Origin of the sequence: Kitasatospora sp. NPDC048545 (assembly GCF_040651155.1) — a bacterium.
Taxonomy (GTDB): domain Bacteria; phylum Actinomycetota; class Actinomycetes; order Streptomycetales; family Streptomycetaceae; genus Kitasatospora.
On record NZ_JBEZIQ010000070.1, the window covers coordinates 1 to 16,940 of the forward strand.

10 protein-coding genes are annotated in these 16,940 nt (G+C 74.0%); 5 read left to right on the forward strand and 5 right to left on the reverse strand.

What is annotated here, in order from left to right:
- The 3 genes from AB0D10_RS39960 to AB0D10_RS39970 form a co-directional block, all read right to left on the reverse strand.
- On the reverse strand, positions 1-5,687 hold a 5,687-nt coding region (locus tag AB0D10_RS39960), incomplete at its 3' end, for an amino acid adenylation domain-containing protein (protein WP_360266019.1).
- Between the two features lie 42 nt (positions 5,688-5,729).
- Positions 5,730-6,014, reverse strand: a complete 285-nt coding sequence (locus AB0D10_RS39965) for an acyl carrier protein (protein WP_360265938.1) — start codon at positions 6,012-6,014, stop codon at positions 5,730-5,732.
- Positions 6,015-6,119: 105 nt separating this feature from the next.
- Positions 6,120-7,874 carry a fatty acyl-AMP ligase gene (locus tag AB0D10_RS39970; RefSeq protein ID WP_360265941.1) on the reverse strand — a complete coding sequence of 585 codons (1,755 nt, stop codon included), beginning with the start codon at positions 7,872-7,874 and terminating at the stop codon, positions 6,120-6,122.
- A gap of 409 nt (positions 7,875-8,283) precedes the next feature.
- Here AB0D10_RS39970 and AB0D10_RS39975 point away from each other — a divergent pair, with 409 nt between their 5' ends.
- The 5 genes from AB0D10_RS39975 (at position 8,284) to AB0D10_RS39995 (ending at position 15,096) form a co-directional block, all read left to right on the forward strand.
- Entirely contained in the window at positions 8,284-9,873 is a 1,590-nt protein-coding gene (locus tag AB0D10_RS39975) for a tryptophan halogenase family protein (RefSeq protein WP_360265944.1), read from the forward strand.
- Entirely contained in the window at positions 9,870-11,153 is a 1,284-nt protein-coding gene (locus AB0D10_RS39980) for a cation:proton antiporter (protein ID WP_360265947.1), read from the forward strand. The genes AB0D10_RS39975 and AB0D10_RS39980 overlap by 4 nt, the downstream gene beginning before the upstream one ends.
- Entirely contained in the window at positions 11,150-11,749 is a 600-nt protein-coding gene (locus tag AB0D10_RS39985; protein ID WP_360265950.1) for a flavin reductase family protein, read from the forward strand. Before AB0D10_RS39980 ends, AB0D10_RS39985 begins: the two co-directional genes overlap by 4 nt.
- A gap of 171 nt (positions 11,750-11,920) precedes the next feature.
- On the forward strand, positions 11,921-12,667 hold the full coding sequence (locus AB0D10_RS39990) for an ABC transporter ATP-binding protein (RefSeq protein WP_360265953.1): 747 nt from the start codon (positions 11,921-11,923) through the stop codon (positions 12,665-12,667).
- Complete coding sequence (locus AB0D10_RS39995) at positions 12,661-15,096, forward strand: FtsX-like permease family protein (protein WP_360265955.1); 2,436 nt, start codon at positions 12,661-12,663, stop codon at positions 15,094-15,096. The genes AB0D10_RS39990 and AB0D10_RS39995 overlap by 7 nt, the downstream gene beginning before the upstream one ends.
- Here AB0D10_RS39995 and AB0D10_RS40000 read toward each other — a convergent pair.
- Positions 15,046-15,933, reverse strand: coding sequence for a sugar phosphate isomerase/epimerase family protein (locus AB0D10_RS40000; RefSeq protein WP_360265958.1), 888 nt, complete (start codon positions 15,931-15,933; stop codon positions 15,046-15,048). The two genes, AB0D10_RS39995 and AB0D10_RS40000, sit on opposite strands and share 51 nt — an antisense overlap.
- Positions 15,930-16,862 carry a winged helix-turn-helix domain-containing protein gene (locus AB0D10_RS40005; RefSeq protein WP_360265960.1) on the reverse strand — a complete coding sequence of 311 codons (933 nt, stop codon included), beginning with the start codon at positions 16,860-16,862 and terminating at the stop codon, positions 15,930-15,932. The genes AB0D10_RS40000 and AB0D10_RS40005 overlap by 4 nt, the downstream gene beginning before the upstream one ends.
- Between the last annotated feature and the right edge of the window lie 78 nt (positions 16,863-16,940).

Genomic DNA, 16,940 nt, shown 5'->3' on the forward strand with positions numbered 1-16,940 from the left:
ACATCACCGGTCCGGTACATCCGGGCACCGGCCCGACCGAACGGATCCGCCACGAACCGCTCCGCCGTCAACCCCGGCCGCCCCAGGTAGCCGCGGGCCAGGCCCGCGCCCGCCACGTACAGCTCGCCCGGCACGCCGACCGGAACGGGCCGCAGCGCGTCGTCGAGCACCCGCACCCGGGTGTTGACGGACGGACGGCCGATCGGGACGGTGGTGCCGTCGGCGCCGGGTGCGCAGGCGTGGAAGGCCGCGTCGACGGTCGTCTCGCTCGGCCCGTAGGCGTTGAACACCCGGTGCCGGCGCGCCCAGCGCGCGACCAGGTCGGGGGCGGCGGCCTCGCCGGCCAGCACGACGGTCAGGCCGGCCGGGACGGCCTCCGGGTCCATCAGGGCGAGGGCCGCCGGGGGGATGGTCGCGTGGGTGATCCGCCGTTCGGTGAGCAGGCGCTCCAGCGGCTCGCCGGCGGCCCGCTGGTCGGGGGTGGCGATGACCAGGGCGGCGCCGGCCAGCAGGGCCATGCAGAACTCGGAGACGGAGGCGTCGAAGCTCACCGAGGCGAACTGCAGCACCCGGCTCTCCTCGGTCACGCCGAAGCCGGGGATCTGGGTGGCGGCGAGCGAGGCCAGGCCGGCGTGCGGGACGACGACGCCCTTGGGGCGGCCGGTGGAACCGGAGGTGTGGATGACGTACGCGGGGTGCTCGGGCCGCAGGACGGCCGTCGGCCCGGTGCGGGCCCCGTCGTTCGGCGGCGCGGCCGGGTCGTCCAGCAGGACGGTGGTGCTCCGGTGCCCGGGGAGGCGGTCGCAAAGCTCGGTGACGGTGACCACCGCCGCGGGTGCGGCGTCGTCGAGGATCTGCCGGATCCGCTCGCGCGGGTACTCGGTGTCGATCGGCACGTAGGCGGCACCGGACTTGAGGATGCCGAGCATGGCGACGGCCAGGCCGAGCGAACGCGGTACCGCGAGGGCCACGAAGTCCTCGGGGCCGACGCCGAGTTCGGTCAGCCGCCGGGCCAGGCGGTCGGCGCGGGCGTCGAGTTCGGCGTACCCGAGCCGGGCGCCTTCGTACTCCACGGCGGTGCGCTCGGGAGTGCGCCGTGCCTGGGCGGTGAACAGCTCGGGCCAGGTGGCGGCGGGGACGGGCCGTCCGGTGTCGTTCCAGTCGACCAGGACGCGGCGCAGCTCCGCCGGGTCGAGCAGGTCGAGCTCGGCGACGGTGCGCCCGGGGTCGGCGAGGGCCGAGGCGAGCAGCCGGATCAGCCGGTCGATCAGGGTGAGCGCGGTCTCGGCGGTGTAGAGGTCGGCGCTGTAGCGGATGCCGCCGTCCATGCCGGCCGGTTCGCCCTCGGGGGTGAAGCGCTCGCCGACGTCGATCGAGAGGTCGAACTCGGCGCCGCCGGTGTCGGTGTCGAGCAGTTCCACGGTCAGGCCGGGGATCCGGTTGACGGCGTCCATGCCGTCCTGCCGGAAGGTGTTCTGGTAGCTGAGCATCACCTGGAACAGCGGGTGCCGGGAGAGCGAGCGGTCCGGGTTCAGCGCGTCGACCAGGGACTCGAAGGGCACGTCCTGGTGGGCGTAGGCGGCGACGTCGGTCTCCCGCACCCGGTCGAGGAGCTCGGCGAAGCTCGGGTTCCCGGAGGTGTCGGTGCGCAGCACGATGGTGTTGACGAAGACGCCGACCAGTTCCTCGACGGCGGAGTCGACCCGGCCGGCGATCGGGCTGCCGATCGGGATGTCGGTGCCGGCTCCGAGCCGGGTCAGCAGGGCGGCGAGCGCGGCCTGGAGGACCATGAAGGGGCTGGTCCTGGTCTCCTCGGCGATCCGGCGGACGGCGGCGTGCAGGGCGGCGGGGATCTCGAACTCCAGCCGGCGGCCGCGGTGCGAGGCGACGGCGGGGCGCGGCCGGTCGGTCGGCAGGGCGAGCACATCGGGGATGCCGTCGAGGGTGGTGCGCCAGTGGTCGAGCTGCCGGGCGACGGTGCTGTCCGGGTCCTGCTCGGAGCCCATGACACGGTGCTGCCATAGGGTGAAGTCGGCGTACTGGACGGGGAGTTCGGCCCAGTCGGGAGCGGTTCCCGAGCTGCGGGCGAGGTAGGCCGTGGCGAGGTCGCGGACCAGTCGGTCCATCGACCAGCCGTCGCCGGCGACGTGGTGCAGGAGCAGCAGCAGGACGTGCCGCCGCGGGTCACCGTCGAGGGTGAACAGCCGGGCGCGCAGCGGGGTCTGGGTGGTCAGGTCGTAGCGGTGGCGGACGGCCTCGGCGAGGGCGGTGTCCAGGGCGGGGCCCTCGGTGGTGGCGACGACGTCGAGTGCGGTGGTGGCGTCGGCGCGGTCCAGCACGATCTGGCGCAGCCCGTCGGCGTCCTCGGCGAAGACGGTGCGCAGCGGCTCGTGGCGCTCCAGCAGGTCGTCGAGGGCGGCGCGCAGGGCCGGGACGTCGAGCGGGCCGGTGAGGCGCAGCGCGGCGGGGATGTTGTAGGTGGCGCTGTCGCCGTCCAGCCGGTCGAGGAACCACCAGCGGTGCTGGGCGAAGGAGGCCGGCAGGCGCTCGGGCCTGGGTGTGGCGCGTTCCAGCCGGGGGCGGCCGGTGTCGTGGCCGCGGTCGGCGAGCGAGCCGGCCAGGCGGGCGACGGTGGGCGCGGCGAAGAGTTCGCGGATGGAGAGTTCGGCCCGCAGCTCGGTGCGGATCCGGCCGGCCAGGCGGGTGGCGAGCAGCGAGTGGCCGCCGAGTTCGAAGAAGTCGTCGTCGATGCCGACCTCGGGCACGCCGAGGACGTCGGCGAACAGCGCGCAGAGCGCCTGTTCGCGCTGGTCGCGCGGGCCGCGGTGGGTCGCGCCGGCGTCGTACGCGGGGGCGGGCAGGGCGCGGCGGTCGAGCTTGCCGTTGGGGGTGAGCGGCAGGGTGTCGACGGCGACGAAGGCGGCGGGCACCATGTACTCGGGGACCCGGGCGGCGGTGTGCTCGCGCAGGGCGGCCGGGTCGGGCGCGCCGGCCGAGGGGTCGGCGGGCACCAGGTAGGCGACCAGACGGCGGTCGCCGGGGCGGTCCTCCCGGACGATCACGGCGCAGCGCTCGACGGCGTCGTGGTCCTTGAGCGCGGATTCGATGTCGCCGAGTTCGATCCGGTAGCCGCGCACCTTGACCTGGTCGTCGGCGCGGCCGACGAACTCCAGTTCGCCGGCGGGGGTCCAGCGCACCAGGTCGCCGGTGCGGTACATCCGCTCGCCGGGCTCCCCGTACGGGCAGGCGACGAAGCGTTCGGCGGTGAGGGCGGGGCGGCCGAGGTAGCCGCGGGCGAGCGAGGCGCCCGCCACGTACAGTTCGCCGGCGACGCCGGCCGGCACCGGGGCGAGCGCGCCGTCCAGCACGTACACCCGGGTGTTGCGGAAGGGCCGGCCCACGGGCACGGCGCCGTCGGGGGTCGGCGCGCCGGGGGCTATCCGGTGGTCGAGGCAGTTGACGGTGGCCTCGGTGGGGCCGTACGCGTTGTAGACGACGGCGTCCGGGTGGCGTTCGCGCCAGCGGGCCAGGGCCGGGCCGAAGAGCGCTTCGCCGCCGATGATCAGGCAGCTGTCCGGGGAGGCCTCGTCGGGCAGGGCGAGCAGCAGTTCCAGGTGGCTGGGCGTCACCTTCATGAACGTGGGCTGTGCGGTGCCGAGCACGGCCTCCTCGGTGAGTTCGCCGATCCGCACGCAGCCGCCGCTGATAAGCGGGGTGTACAGGGCGGTGACGGTCAGGTCGAAGGTGACCGGCGAGTGCAGCAGCGAGGTGCCGGCGGCGGCCGGGTACGCGTCGCGGGCCCGCAGCACGTAGTCGGTCAGCTGGCGGTGCTCGACCACGACGCCCTTGGGGCGGCCGGTGGTGCCCGAGGTGTAGATCACGTACGCGGGGTGGCCCGGGTCCGGGTCGGCGAGCGGGGCGTCGGCGGTGCCGGTGTCCGGCAGGACGTCGAGCAGCAGCCGTTCGGCGCCGCCGGTGGTGTCGGGCAGGCGGGGGGCGGTCGCGGTGTCGGTGACCAGCAGGACCGGCCGGGCCTCGTCGAGGATCGCGGCGGTGCGGGCGGCCGGGTGGTCGGGGTCGAGCGGCAGGTAGCCGGCGCCGGACTTGAGCACCGCGAGCAGGGCGACCACCAGGTCGGCGGTGCGTGGCAGCGCGAGCGCGACGAAGGTCTCGGGGCGGGCTCCCCGGGCGGCCAGTAGGGCGGCCAACCGCTCGGAGCGGGCGTCCAGTTCGGCGTAGGAGAGCACCTGTCCGTCGCACTCGACGGCGGGTTCGTCCGGGGCGAGTCCCGCCTGCTCGCGGAAGAGGCGCGGCAGCGGGTCGGCGGCGGCGGCTTCGGTCGGGCCGTTCCACTCGGTCAGGATCCGCTCGTACTCGGCCGGTTCCAGCACCTGGTGCCGGGCGATCGGGCGGTCGGTGCCGGCCAGCAGCCGGTCGAGGAAGCCGAGGAAGCGGTCGCGGTGGGCCAGCAGCTCCTGTTCGGTGTGCAGCTCGGGGTTGGCGTCGAAGTCGACCCGCAGGCCGCTGCCGCCGTCGGCGGTGCCGTAGGCGTGCACGGACAGGTCCTTGACCCGGCCGGTGGACAGCTGGCGGGCGACGGCGGTGAGCGGCCCGAAGCGGACGGTCTGGTCGAAGCTGACGGCGTTGACCACCGGGCCGCCCGGGGCGGCGCCGGCGCGTCCGAGGTCGGCGTGCAGGTCCTCACCCCGGTAGCGCTGGTGCTCGGCGGCCGCCAGCACCTCGGCGGACACCGTGTCGAGCAGCCGGGCGAAGGTGTCCGCCGGGCCGACCGGGACGCGCAGCAGCACCTCGTTGGAGAGCATGGTGGGGGTGGTCAGGGCGGGCCGGCCGACCCGGGCGGCCACCGGCATGCCGAGCACGACCTCGGCCTGGCCAGTGAGCCGGTGCAGGTAGGCGGCGGTCGCGGCGATCAGCACGACCGGCCAGCGCGTCCCGGCGGCGCGCGCGGTCTCCAGCACCGCGGCGACCCGCTCGGGCGCCAGCCAGACGGTGGCGGACAGCGCACTGGGGGCGGCCGGCGCGGTGCGGCCGGTCAGGCCGGTGGGCTCGGGCCGGTGGGCGAAGGCGCGGGTGAAGTGCTCCCGGTCGGCGGCGTACGACTCCGAGGCGCGGTAGGCGGTCTCGGCCGCGAGCACGTCGTCCAGGGCGCCGAACGGGCACCGGGCCGGGGCGCGGTGCTCGACGGCGGCACCGTACAGTTCGGCGATCCGCCGCAGGTAGAGCGTCTGGGCCCAGCCGTCCAGGACGATGTGGTGGTAGCGCAGGTGGAAGGTCCAGCGGTCGTCGGCGGTGCGCAGCAGCGCGTGGCGGACGAGCGGGTCGCGGGCCGGGTCCGCCGGGGTGGCGAGGTCGGCGCGCATCCAGCGCTCGGCGGCGGCCGCCGGGTCGTCGCTGTCCCGCAGGTCCACCCGGTGCAGCGGCAGCGGGCCGTCGTCGGGGCTCTGCCAGAGCCCCTCGCCGTCCTCGGTGAAGCGCATCCGCACGGTCTCGGCCTCGGTGGAGGCCGTGTGCACGGCGTGCTCCAGGGCGGCCTCGTCGAGCTCGCCGACGAGGTCGAGGCAGACCCCGCAGTTGTAGAGCGGTTGCCCCGGCTGCAGCTGTTGGGCCAGCCAGACGCCCAGCTGGGCGGCGGTCACCGGTCGGCGCGCGTCACGGACTTCGAACACCTTCAACCTGCCACTCTCCTCGTGCGGTCCCGCGGGACCGCGTCAGGCGCGCTCCGGGGTCTTCTCCAGTTCACCGGCCAGGTGGTCGGCGAGGTCGCCGATGGTCGGGTGGTGCAGTGCCACGGTCGGTGCCAGGGCCAGGCCGAGGGCCTCCTCCAGGTCCCCGGCGAGCATCACCATCGACACCGAGTCCAGGCCGTAGTCGGCCAGCGGTGCGTCCGTGCGGATGTCGTCCCTGGACCGGCCGGTGTACTCGGCGACCCGTCCGGCGATCCAGTCGCGCAGGCCCTCGGCGCCGGGTCGCGGCGCGTTCTCCGGTTCCGTCATCTGTGGTCGGCTCCCTCGTGCCGGGCGGACCGGTCGGCCCGCTGTCGTGGTCGGGCGGTCGGCGGGCGCGGCTCTCGGGCGCCCGCGGTGTGCGGGGCGGCCAGATCAGGCGCCCGCGGTGTGCGGGGCGGCCCGGCGGCCCGGGTCGGCCTCGCCGTCGGCGTACTCCGGGCGCAGCTCGCCGGCCAGGCACAGCCGGCGCATCTCGGCGCGCTGGATCTTGCCGCTGGTGGTGCGCCGGACCTGCCCGCGGCGCAGCAGCAGCACGCCGCCGACCGGGACGCCGAACTCGCGCACGACGGTCTGCCGGATGCCGGCGGCCAGGGCGCGCAGCCCGTCCTCGTCGAGCCGGCCGGCCAGTTCGTGGGTGACCACCAGGGCGTCCTCGGAGCCGCCGGCGGCGGCCGGCGCGCCGTCCGGCGTGGCGGTGAACACGGCTCCGACGGCGCCGAGTTCGGGATGGTGCAGGCGCAGTTCGTGCTCGACGTCCTGCGGGTAGAGGTTGCGTCCGCGCAGGATGAGGGTCTCCTTCATCCGCCCGGTGACGTAGAGCTCGCCGTCGTCCACCAGGCCGAGGTCTCCGGTGCGCAGGAAGCCCTCCTCGCCGTCGGCGGTGCGGGCCCGGAAGGTCCGTTCGGTGGCCTCCTCGTTGCGCCAGTAGCCGCGGGCCACGCTGGGGCCGCGCAGCCAGAGTTCGCCCACCCGGCCGGGGGGCAGCACCGTGCCGGTCGCCGGGTCGACGACCCGGACGTCGAAGTCGGCGGCGGTGCCGTTGCCGAGCAGGTCGCGGCCTGCGGCGTCGGTGCGGCGGAACCGGTGGTCCGCCAGCAGGTCGGCGTCGACCCTGGCGGGTGCCGGCGGACGGGGGGCGGCGCCGGAGACGAAGACGGTCGCCTCCGCCAGGCCGTAGCAGGGCGAGGGCGCGTCGGCGCGCAGCCCGGCGGCGGCGAAGCGCTCGGCGAAGCGGGTCACGGTGGCGGTCCGTACCGGTTCCGAGCCGTTGACGGCATAGGCCCAGCGGGAGAGGTCCAGTGCGGCCAGCTGCTCGTCGGTGACCCGCCGGCAGCAGAGCTCGTAGGCGAAGTTCGGTGCGGCCGACCAGCCGACGTCGTACCGGTCGATCATCCGCAGCCACTGGTAGGGGCGTTTGATGAAGGTGACCGGGCTCATCAGCACGCAGGTGGTGCCGAGGAAGAGCGCGGGCAGGGTCTGGGCCATCAGGCCCATGTCGTGGAAGTGCGGGGCCCAGCCGCCGAACCTGGTCCCGGCGGGGACCGCCAGGGTGTTCAGCAGGGCGCTCGCGTTGGACAGCAGGTTGCCGTGGGTGACCACGACGCCCTTGGGGTCGCCGGTGGAACCGGAGGTGTACTGGAGCAGGGCCGGGGTGTCCCGGTCGAGCGCCGGGGCGCGCCAGCCGTCGGGGTCCTCGGCGCCGGCGCCGTCGGCCAGTGCGTCGGTGGCCAGCAGCTCCCGGCCGGTGAGCCCCTCGTCCGCCAACCAGGCGGCCACACCCGGGAGTTCGGTGGAGTCGGTGAGCACCGCGGCGACCTCGGCGTCCAGCGCGATGCCCCGCACCCGACGCCGCTCGTGCCCGTAGTCGCCGGGCAGCGGCGCGGGCACCGCGACCATCCCGGCGTACAGGCAGCCGAGAAAGGCGGTGATGAACTCCACCGGCGGGTAGAGCAGCAGGACGCGCGAGCCCCGCGGGTGGCGGGCGGCCAGCCGGACGGCGATCCGCCGGGCTCGGCGGTCGAGCTCCGCGTAGGAGACGTGCTCGGCCTGTTCGCGCTCGGCGTCCCGGACGTGCACGACCGCGTCCTGCGCCGGCCGGTCCGACAGGTGGCGGCGAATTGCCGCCACCGCATTCGGTGAATCAGTGAAGTTGACCACGGTGCGCCGCTTCCTCCGTTGCCGATAAATCGCGGTGCCGGATCGGACCCGATGAAGCTATACCGGCCCAGGAAGAGCGTCAAGCAGTTACCGGACCACCTGCCGGGATTCCCTTACGGGCTCCTCGGCGATCAGGGTGTTTAGCCCGCTGCTTAACCATGGTGACCTTGCTCGACGCCCTTGATAGGCTGGCCGGACTTCCCCCTGGAACCCGACATCACTGCAGCTCAGAGCTGCACCACGGGGCCCCCTCGCAGACCCCCGGCCCGGTCAGACTTTCCGGGGCATTTCCCTGGCGGGCTCACTGGACTCGGCCGCGGTATTTCCAGGAAATGCGTTCTCGAAGTCCCCTCTGACAGGACGAGAAAAAGGACGGAATATGGTCAAGAGCATAGTCGTGGTGGGCGGCGGGACGTCCGGCTGGATGACCGCGGCATATCTCCGGGCGTCGTTCGGCGATCGGGTCGACATCACACTGGTGGAGTCGAAGCACGTACCGACCATCGGCGTCGGCGAGGCCACCTTCAGCACGGTCCGGCACTACTTCGAGTACCTCGGTCTCGATGAGCGCGAGTGGATGCCCGAGTGCTCCGCCACGTACAAGCTGGCGATCCGCTTCGAGAACTGGCGCACCCAGGGCGAGCACTTCTACCACCCCTTCGAGCGGCTGCGCGTGGTCGACGGCTTCCCGATCACCGACTGGTGGCTGCACACCAAGCCCGGCGACCGCTTCGACCGGGACTGCTTCCTGATCGCCTCGCTCTGCGACGAGCTGCGCTCGCCCCGCTACCTCGACGGCACGCTGTTCGAGCAGGACTTCAGCGAGGAGGGCGGCGACCGGGTCTTCCGCACCACGCTCTCCGAGCAGGACACCCAGTTCCCGTACGCGTACCACTTCGACGCCGCCCTGCTCGCCCGCTACCTCACCAAGTACGGGACGGACCGGGGCGTCCGGCACGTGCTGGACGACGTCCTCGACGTCGCGCTGGACGAGCGCGGCTGGATCAGCCACGTGGTCACCAAGGAGCACGGCGAGCTGCACGCCGACCTGTTCGTCGACTGCACCGGCTTCAAGGGCCTGCTGATCAACCAGGCCTTGGCCGAGCCCTTCCAGTCCTACCAGGACACCCTGCCCAACAACCGCGCGGTGGCGCTGCGCGTCCCGGTGGACATGGCCGAGCGCGGCCTGCGCCCGTGCACCACCGCCACCGCCCAGGACGCCGGCTGGATCTGGACCATCCCGCTGTTCGGCCGGGTCGGCACCGGCTACGTGTACTCCGACGAGTACTGCACCCCCGAGGAGGCCGAGCGCACCCTGCGCGCCCACGTCGGACCGGACTCCGAGGGCCTGGAGGCCAACCACATCCGGATGCGGATCGGCCGCAACGAGCGCTCCTGGGTGAACAACTGCGTGGCCGTCGGCCTGTCCAGCGGTTTCGTCGAGCCGCTGGAGTCCACTGGCATCTTCTTCATCCAGAACGCCGTGGAGCAGCTGGTCAAGCACTTCCCGGCCGGCGCCGAGGCCGATTGGGAGAACCTGCGCGCCTCGTACAACCGCCAGGTCTCCAACGTCATGGACGGAGTGCGCGAGTTCCTGGTCCTGCATTACTACGCGGCGGCGCGCCAGGACAACCAGTACTGGAAGGACACCAAGACCCGCCCGCTGCCGGACTCGCTCGGCGAGCGCATCGAGCGCTGGAGCACCAAGCTGCCGGACAACGAGTCGGTCTTCCCGTACTTCCACGGCTTCGAGCCCTACTCCTACACCGCGATGCTGCTCGGCCTCGGCGGCGTGCCGGTGCAGGCGCCCCCGTCGCTGGCGCTGCTGAACGACGAGGCGGCCGTCCGCGAGCTCCAGCTGGTCAAGAAGCAGGCCGCCCGGCTCGTCGAGCGACTGCCCTCGCAGTACGAGTACTTCGCCCACCTGCACGGCCTGCCGCCCGAGCGCCGCAGCACCCGGAAGCGGTGAGCACCTCCGCCGTGATCGGCACGGGCGTGCACGTCGTGCTGCTCGTCGCCGCGATCCTCCTGCTGGCCCGGCTCGCCCACGCGCTCGCGCGTCGGGCGGGCCAGCCCACGGTGATCGCCGAGATCGCGTTCGGGCTGATCGCCGGTCCCCTGCTGCTGAGACTCGGCGGCGAGGGCACCCTGCACGCGGTGGTGCCCCCGGACGTCACCGACTGGATGGGCAAGCTCGCCCGGGCCGGGCTCGCCTGCTTCCTGGTCGGGGTCGGCCACGAGATGCGCCGCTCCGCGATCTCGGTCCGGGGCCGCTCGGTGGTCTGGACCACGATCGGCGCCATGGCCGTCCCGCTGCTGTGCGGCGGCCTGCTGGCGCTGTGGGTGCTGCACGGGGACGTGCCCGGGCTGCGCGGTCACGCTCCGACGCCGGCGCTGGTCCTGCTGCTGGCGGTCTCGCTGACCGTGACGGCCGTCCCGGTGCTGGCACGGATCCTCAGCGACAGCGGGCTGGTGCGTACCCGGATCGGGCGGACGGCGCTGACCGCGGCCGTGGTCATCGACGGACCGGCCTGGATCCTGCTCGCGGTGGCCGTCGGCCTGTCCGACGGCGCCCAGGACCTCGGACGGCCCGCCCTGGTGATCGCCGTGACGGCGGTGGCGTTCGTGGCCCTGCGGGCCGCCCTGCGCCGCACCTCCCGGCGGGTGGGCGCGCTCCCCCGCCGGGTCCCGGTCCTGGTGCTGGTGGCGGGAACCGTCGCCGCGACCAACGCGCTGCGCACCTGGGGCCTGCCGGACACCGACATCCTCGGTGCCCTGCTGATCGGGCTGGCCCTGCCCGCCGACGGCCCCGACGGCGCCTGGACCCGGACTGTGAACACCGCCTCGTCCGCCGGTCTGCGGCTGGTGCCGGTGTTCTTCGTGTCCACCGGGCTGCTGGTGTTCACCCGGGACTTCCACGGCCCGGCCTGGTCCGCCGTCGCGCTCAGCCTCCTGCTGGCCGTCCTCGGCAAGGTCGGCGGCGGCTACGCGGGCGCCCGGCTCGGCGGCGAGTCGCACTGGGACGGCCTGCGGCTGGGCGTCCTGCTCAACACCCGGGGACTGACCGAACTGGTCATCCTCCAGGCCGGGTTCAGTGCCGGGATCCTCACCGCCGACCTCTTCCTCGCGCTGGTGCTGATGACGCTGGTGACCACCGCGATGACCGGGCCGGTGTACGCCCTGGTGGAGGCACGCGCCGCCCGCCGGCCGCAGCCCGCCGCTCCCCGGAAGGAGCTCGCCCGACCATGACCGACCGCCTCATCGACGATCTCGCCCCGCCCGCCGACGCCCTGAACGGCGCAGATGCCCTGGACGGCGCCGACGCCCTGGACGGCGCCGACGCGGCCGACTTCCGGGGCCTGATGTCCACCTTCCCGACCGGGGTCTCGGTGGTTACCGCCCTGGCGCACGACGGCCGCCCCTGGGGCATGACCTGCTCGTCCGTCACCAGCGTCACCACCGACCCGCCGACCCTGCTGGTGGGCCTGCGCCGCGACAGCCCGACCCTGGCCGCCGTCCAGGCCGGCTCGGCCTTCACCGTCAACCTGTTGCACCACCAGGGCCGCGCGGCCGCCGAGTTGTTCGCCTCCGGCGACCCGGACCGCTTCGGCAAGGTCGCCTGGCGGACCGGCCACGACGGCGGACCCCACCTGACCGACGACGCGCACACCGCGGCCGACTGCCGGCTCTCCCACACCCTGACGGTCGGCGACCACACCCTGGTCCTCGGCCGGGTGCTGCGGATCAGGCGCTACCGCGAGCACCCGCCCGCCCCGCTGCTCTACGGGCTGCGCCGCTACGGCTCCTGGGCCGCGGCGGAGCTCCCCGACGAGGCGCTGCGCTGACCCCTGAACACGTCCGCGACCACCGGCCGGCCGGGTCTGGAAGCCTCCAGGCCCGGCCGGCCCTCTTCCGCTCCGCGTCCGGAACGGCACCCGCGGGGTAGAGCCAGCTCTACTCCGGATCTCGCACCAACGCCCCTGCGGAGACCCCCTTCGAAAAGGTTGGCTGGGAACATGACGAACTCGACCGACACGGTCCAGCTCTGGTCCGTGACCAAGCAGTACGGCACCGGGGCCCAGGCCGTGACCGCACTGAACGACGTGACCGTCGGTTTCCCCCGCGGCACCTTCACCGCCGTGATGGGCCCCTCCGGCTCCGGCAAGTCGACACTGCTGCACTGCGCGGCCGGCCTGGACCGGGTCACCGAGGGCAAGGTGATCATCGACGACACCGACATCAGCGACCTCGACGAAACCCGGCTGACCCTGCTGCGCCGCTCGCGGGTCGGCTTCGTCTTCCAGGCCTTCAACCTGGTCTCGGCCCTGACCGCCGAGCAGAACGTGGCGCTCCCGCTGCGGCTGGCCGGGCGCCGCCCCGACCGGGCCGAGCTCACCGCCGCCCTCACGGAGGTCGGGCTCGGCCACCGCGGCCGGCACCGGCCGAGCGAGCTGTCCGGCGGCGAGCAGCAGCGCGTCGCGATCGCCCGGGCCCTGATCACCGAGCCCGCGGTGCTCTTCGCCGACGAGCCGACCGGCGCCCTGGACACCCGCACCTCGCACGACGTGCTCGGCCTGCTGCGCGGCATCGTCGACCGCCACCAGCAGACCGTGATCATGGTGACCCACGACCCGGCGGCCGCCTCCTACGCCGACCGCGTCCTGCTGCTCGCCGACGGCCGGATCGTGGAGCAGCTCCACGGCCGCAACAGCGTCGAGACCATCGCCGGCCGGATGGCCGCCCTGGAGGCGCCGGTATGCTGAGCCTCGCCACCATCCGCAAGCGCTGGGCGTCCTTCCTCGGGACGTTCGTCGCCCTCGGCCTGGGCGTGACGATCCTGGCCATGACCGCCCTGGTGCTCACCTCCGCCGAACCGGAGGTGCCCCGGCGGTACGCCGGCACCCAGGTCGTGGTGCAGAGCCCCGGCGTCGACCAGTCCGACGGCACCTTCACCCCGAGCAAGCCCTGGTCCCAGCAGCGCACCGCCGAGCTGCTGCGAGCGCTCGGCGGTGTTCCGGGCGTGGCGAAGGCCGTGCCGGACCGTGCCTTCTACGCCCAGGCCGTGATCGACGGCAAGCCGGTCGCCGACCCAGGCTCGGAGCTGCGCGGACACGCCTGGTCCAGCGCCGCCTTCGGCCCCGAGCAGTTGGTCGCGGGCAGCGCCCCGACCGGCGACCGCCAGGTCGTCGTGGACGCCTCGCTGGGCCTCGCCCCCGGCTCCCCGGTCACCCTGCTCACCGTGACCGGACCGGCCGCGTACACCGTGTCCGGCACCGTCAAGTCGGCTTCCTTCTACGTCTCCGACTCCGCGGCCGAGGCGCTCGCACCCGGGGTCCGGGTGATCGGCCTGGTCACCGCGCCGGGCGCGGACGTGTCCGCCGTCGCGGGCGCCGCGGCCGCCGCCGTGGGCGGCGACGGGAAGGTGCTGCACGGCGACGCGCTCGCCGAGCTGGAGGCCAAGAGCGCCGAGAAGACCCGCTGGATCGGCATGCAGATCCTGATCGCGATGGCCGGGCTGACCGCCTTCGTCTCCATCTTCGTGGTGGCGTCGACCTTCGCCTTCGCGATCGTCCAGCGCCGGCGCGAGTTCGGCCTGCTGCGCACCATCGGCGCGACCCCGCGCCAGATCAAGCGGATGATGTACTCCGAGTCGCTCGCGGTCGGCGTGGCGGCCGGCCTGACCGGTGTGCTGCTCGGCGCGCTGCTGGCGCCCGCCCTGGGTTCGCTGATGGTCGAGGGCGGCCTGGAGCCGGCCGGCTTCACCGTGCGGTTCCAGGCGCTGCCGCTGCTCGGTTCGTTCTCCCTGGGCCTGGTGGTCGCGATGCTCGGGGTCTGGTCGGCGTCCCGCCGGGCGGCCCGGATCGCCCCGCTCGAGGCACTGCGCGAGGCGACCGTCGAGCACCGGCCGATGACCCGCGGCCGGTGGATCGCCGGCGGCGTGTTCACCGCGCTCGGGCTCGGGCTGGTGGCGGTCGCGGCCGACAGCGAGTCGGACAGCATGATCAACAACGCGCTCTACGCCGCCATGGCGCTGATCGTCGGACTCACCCTGTTCGCGCCCGCCGTCATCCCGCTGATCGTCCGTTTGGTCTGGTGGCCGCTGTCCGGGCTGCGCGGCGCCACCAGCATGGTGGCCCGGGAGAGTTCGCTGACCGCCGTGCGGCGGACCGCCTCGACGGCCGCCCCGGTCCTGGTCACCGTCGGTTTCGCGGTGCTGATCGCGGGCCTCTTCCAGATGAAGGCCACCGGCTACGCGCTGGAGGAGACCGTCAAGCAGGAGGCCACCTCGGTGGTCACCGCGCAGGGGACGCCCGGGCTCTCGGACGCGGCCGTCGCCGCGGTGCCGGGCGGCGCCTCGCTGCTGCCCACCCAGCTCTACGCGGGCGGCACCGACCACGTCGGAGCGGTGGGGATGAGCGACACCGCGTTCCAGAAGGCGCGGACCAGGATGACCGTCTCCGCCGGCTCCCTGGACGGCCTGAAGGGCGAGAACACCATGGTGGTCAAGGCCTCCACGGCGAGCTGGCTGGGCTGGACCACGGGCCGCAGCGTCCCGGTCACCTTCGAGGACGGGCGCAGCGTGGACGTCAAGGTCGTCGCCGAGATCACCGACAACTCCTCGACGTCGAGCGTGCTGCTGACCACCGGCACCGTCCGGGCGCACGACCCCTCGGCGCTCACCTCGGTGGTGTACACCGCCGGTACCACCTCGCCGTCCACCCTCGCCCCGCTCGGCGCGCAGTCGCTGAGCACCGCCGAGTACGCCTCCCGCACCAACTCCGAGGACGACGACCTGGTCCAGATCTTCCTGATCATCCTGATCGGCATGTCACTCGGCTACACCTGCCTCGCCATCGCCAACACCCTGCTGATGGCGACCGCCGAACGGGCCGCGGACTTCGCGGTGCTGAGGCTGTCCGGCGCGACCCGGCGCCAGGTGCTGCGGATCGTCGCCTCCGAGTCGGCGCTGGCGGTCGGCATCGGCACCACGCTGGGCCTGCTGATCGCGGTGGTCACACTGCTCGGCATCCGCTCGGGCCTCTCCTCGCAGCTCGGCACCAACGTCAACCTCAACCTGCCGTGGTCCACCATGGCGCTGACCATCGGGGTCTGCCTGGCGCTGGCCCTGGTGTCCAGCGTGCTACCGGCCCGGATGGCGCTGCGCCGCACCAGTGCCCGGGTGGCCGTCTGACAGTCCGTCACGCAGCGCTCGGAGGGCCCGCGCGGCCGTCCCGGGCGCCGCGTGGCTGTGTCGGGGCAGCTCCACGGCGGCGACGCCGCGGTAGCCGACCTCGCGCAACGCGGCCAGCGTGGCCGGCAGGTCCAGTTCCCCTACTCCGAATTCGAGGTGTTCATGCACCAGCGGGCGGGCGTCGTCGAGTTGCACGTTCACCAGGAGGTGACCCGCGCGGCGGATGCAGGCCGCGGCGTCGACCGGTTCGATCGCGACGCAGTGCCCGACGTCCAGGGTGATGCCGAGCAGCTCGGGCTCGCCAAGCTCGGTGCGCAGGGCGAGCGCCTGCTCCAGGTGCGCGACGTGCATGCCCGGCTCCGGCTCCAGACCGAGCGGGACGCCGTACCGGCCGCAGACCTCCAGCACCTCGCCGATCCCCGCCCGCAGCCGCTCCCCGGCGAGGGCCTCCGGGACGTCGGCCGGCCGGATCCCGGACCAGAACGAGACGCAGTCCGCGCCGAGTTCGGCCGCGATCCGCACCGCCCGGGCGAGGAAGTCCACCCGAACCTCGGTCGCCTCGCTCACCAGGGTGGGGTGGTGCTTGCGGAGCGGGTCCAGCAAGTAGCGGGCCCCGGTCTCGACCACGCAGCGCAACCCGAGCGCGCGGAGCAGCCGGGCGACCCGGCCCGCCTCGGCGGGCAGGCCCGGCGCGTACGGGTCCAGGTGGGCGTGGTCGAGGGTGAGCGCCACCGCCGTGTAGCCGAGGTCCGCGATGGTCCGCAGCGCGTCGTCCAGCCGGTGGTTGGCGAAGCCGTTGGTGCCGTAGCCGAGGTGGAACGGCGGCCGGGCGTTCACGCCGTGGCCGCGGGGACGGCGGGCTGCGCCTGCTGGGGCACGCCCAGCAGGGCCATCCCGAGCGGGGTCACCGTGTGCAGGACGGTGTTGCGGTTGCGCATGGTGGTGATCAGTCCGGACTGGCGCAGCACCGAAGTGTGCTGGCTGGCCCCGGCCGAGGAGATGCCGAGCCGCTCGGCGAGCTGGGTGGTGGTGCAGGCGGAGGTGAGCACGCGCAGCGCCTCCGCGCGGGTCCGGCCGACCAGCGCGCCCAGGGCCTGCGCGGAGTCGCCCGTCTCCTCCCAGACGTCCGCGGTCGGCTGCGCGTCCGGGGCGACGGCGAAGACCAGCGCGGGGAGCCCGGTCTCGGCCTCGGCCCCGACGAGCACGGCGGGCCGGTGCGGCAGGAACATCGAGGGCACCAGGACCAGCCCCCGGCCGGCCAGGTGCACGTCCTGCGCGGGCCCCGGGATCTCCAGCACCGGCGCGTTCCAGGCGATCCGGGAGTGCAGCGTGTCGAAGAGCCGGTCGACCCCGCCGGCCATGCTGATCCGGCCGCGCGCGTCGCACTCCGCCGTGAGCCGGGCCACGATGCGGTGCCAGTACGGCTCGACACCGAGCCGCCACACCTCCAGCACCCCGGCCGCCGCGTCCCGCCGGGTGAGCCCGGCCGCCCGCAGCGCTCCGTCACCCGCCGCCCCGGAACGGTCGACCAGGCAGAGCAGGTCGCCCGGCGCCTGGAACCTGTGCGGCGTGGGAGAGGTGAGCAGCCGGCCCAGCGCGCCGTCGTGGCGCAGGTGGCGGGCGAGCTGGTTGCGCCAGCGCACCTGGGCCGGACTCCCGGTCCGCCCCAGCATGCCGAGCGCGAACACCGTCTCGGCGACCGGCCCGAGCGTCGGGCGCAGTCGGATCCGCGCCAAGTCCTCGGCGGTGAAGTGGATTCTGAGCATCGACGAATCTCCCCTGAACGTGGATCGGTCGGGAACAGTCGGGGTCCGCGTCGGCACCACGCCGACACAGGACCGGCC

Excerpts from the sequence above, each read along its gene's own strand:
- AB0D10_RS39975 (WP_360265944.1), top strand. The coding sequence starts at position 8,284 with ATGGTCAAGAGCATAGTCGTGGTGGGCGGCGGGACGTCCGGCTGGATG.
- AB0D10_RS40005 (WP_360265960.1), bottom strand. The coding sequence starts at position 16,862 with ATGCTCAGAATCCACTTCACCGCCGAGGACTTGGCGCGGATCCGACTG.
- AB0D10_RS39985 (WP_360265950.1), top strand. The coding sequence starts at position 11,150 with ATGACCGACCGCCTCATCGACGATCTCGCCCCGCCCGCCGACGCCCTG.
- AB0D10_RS39995 (WP_360265955.1), top strand. The coding sequence starts at position 12,661 with ATGCTGAGCCTCGCCACCATCCGCAAGCGCTGGGCGTCCTTCCTCGGG.
- AB0D10_RS39965 (WP_360265938.1), bottom strand. The coding sequence starts at position 6,014 with ATGACGGAACCGGAGAACGCGCCGCGACCCGGCGCCGAGGGCCTGCGC.
- AB0D10_RS39990 (WP_360265953.1), top strand. The coding sequence starts at position 11,921 with ATGACGAACTCGACCGACACGGTCCAGCTCTGGTCCGTGACCAAGCAG.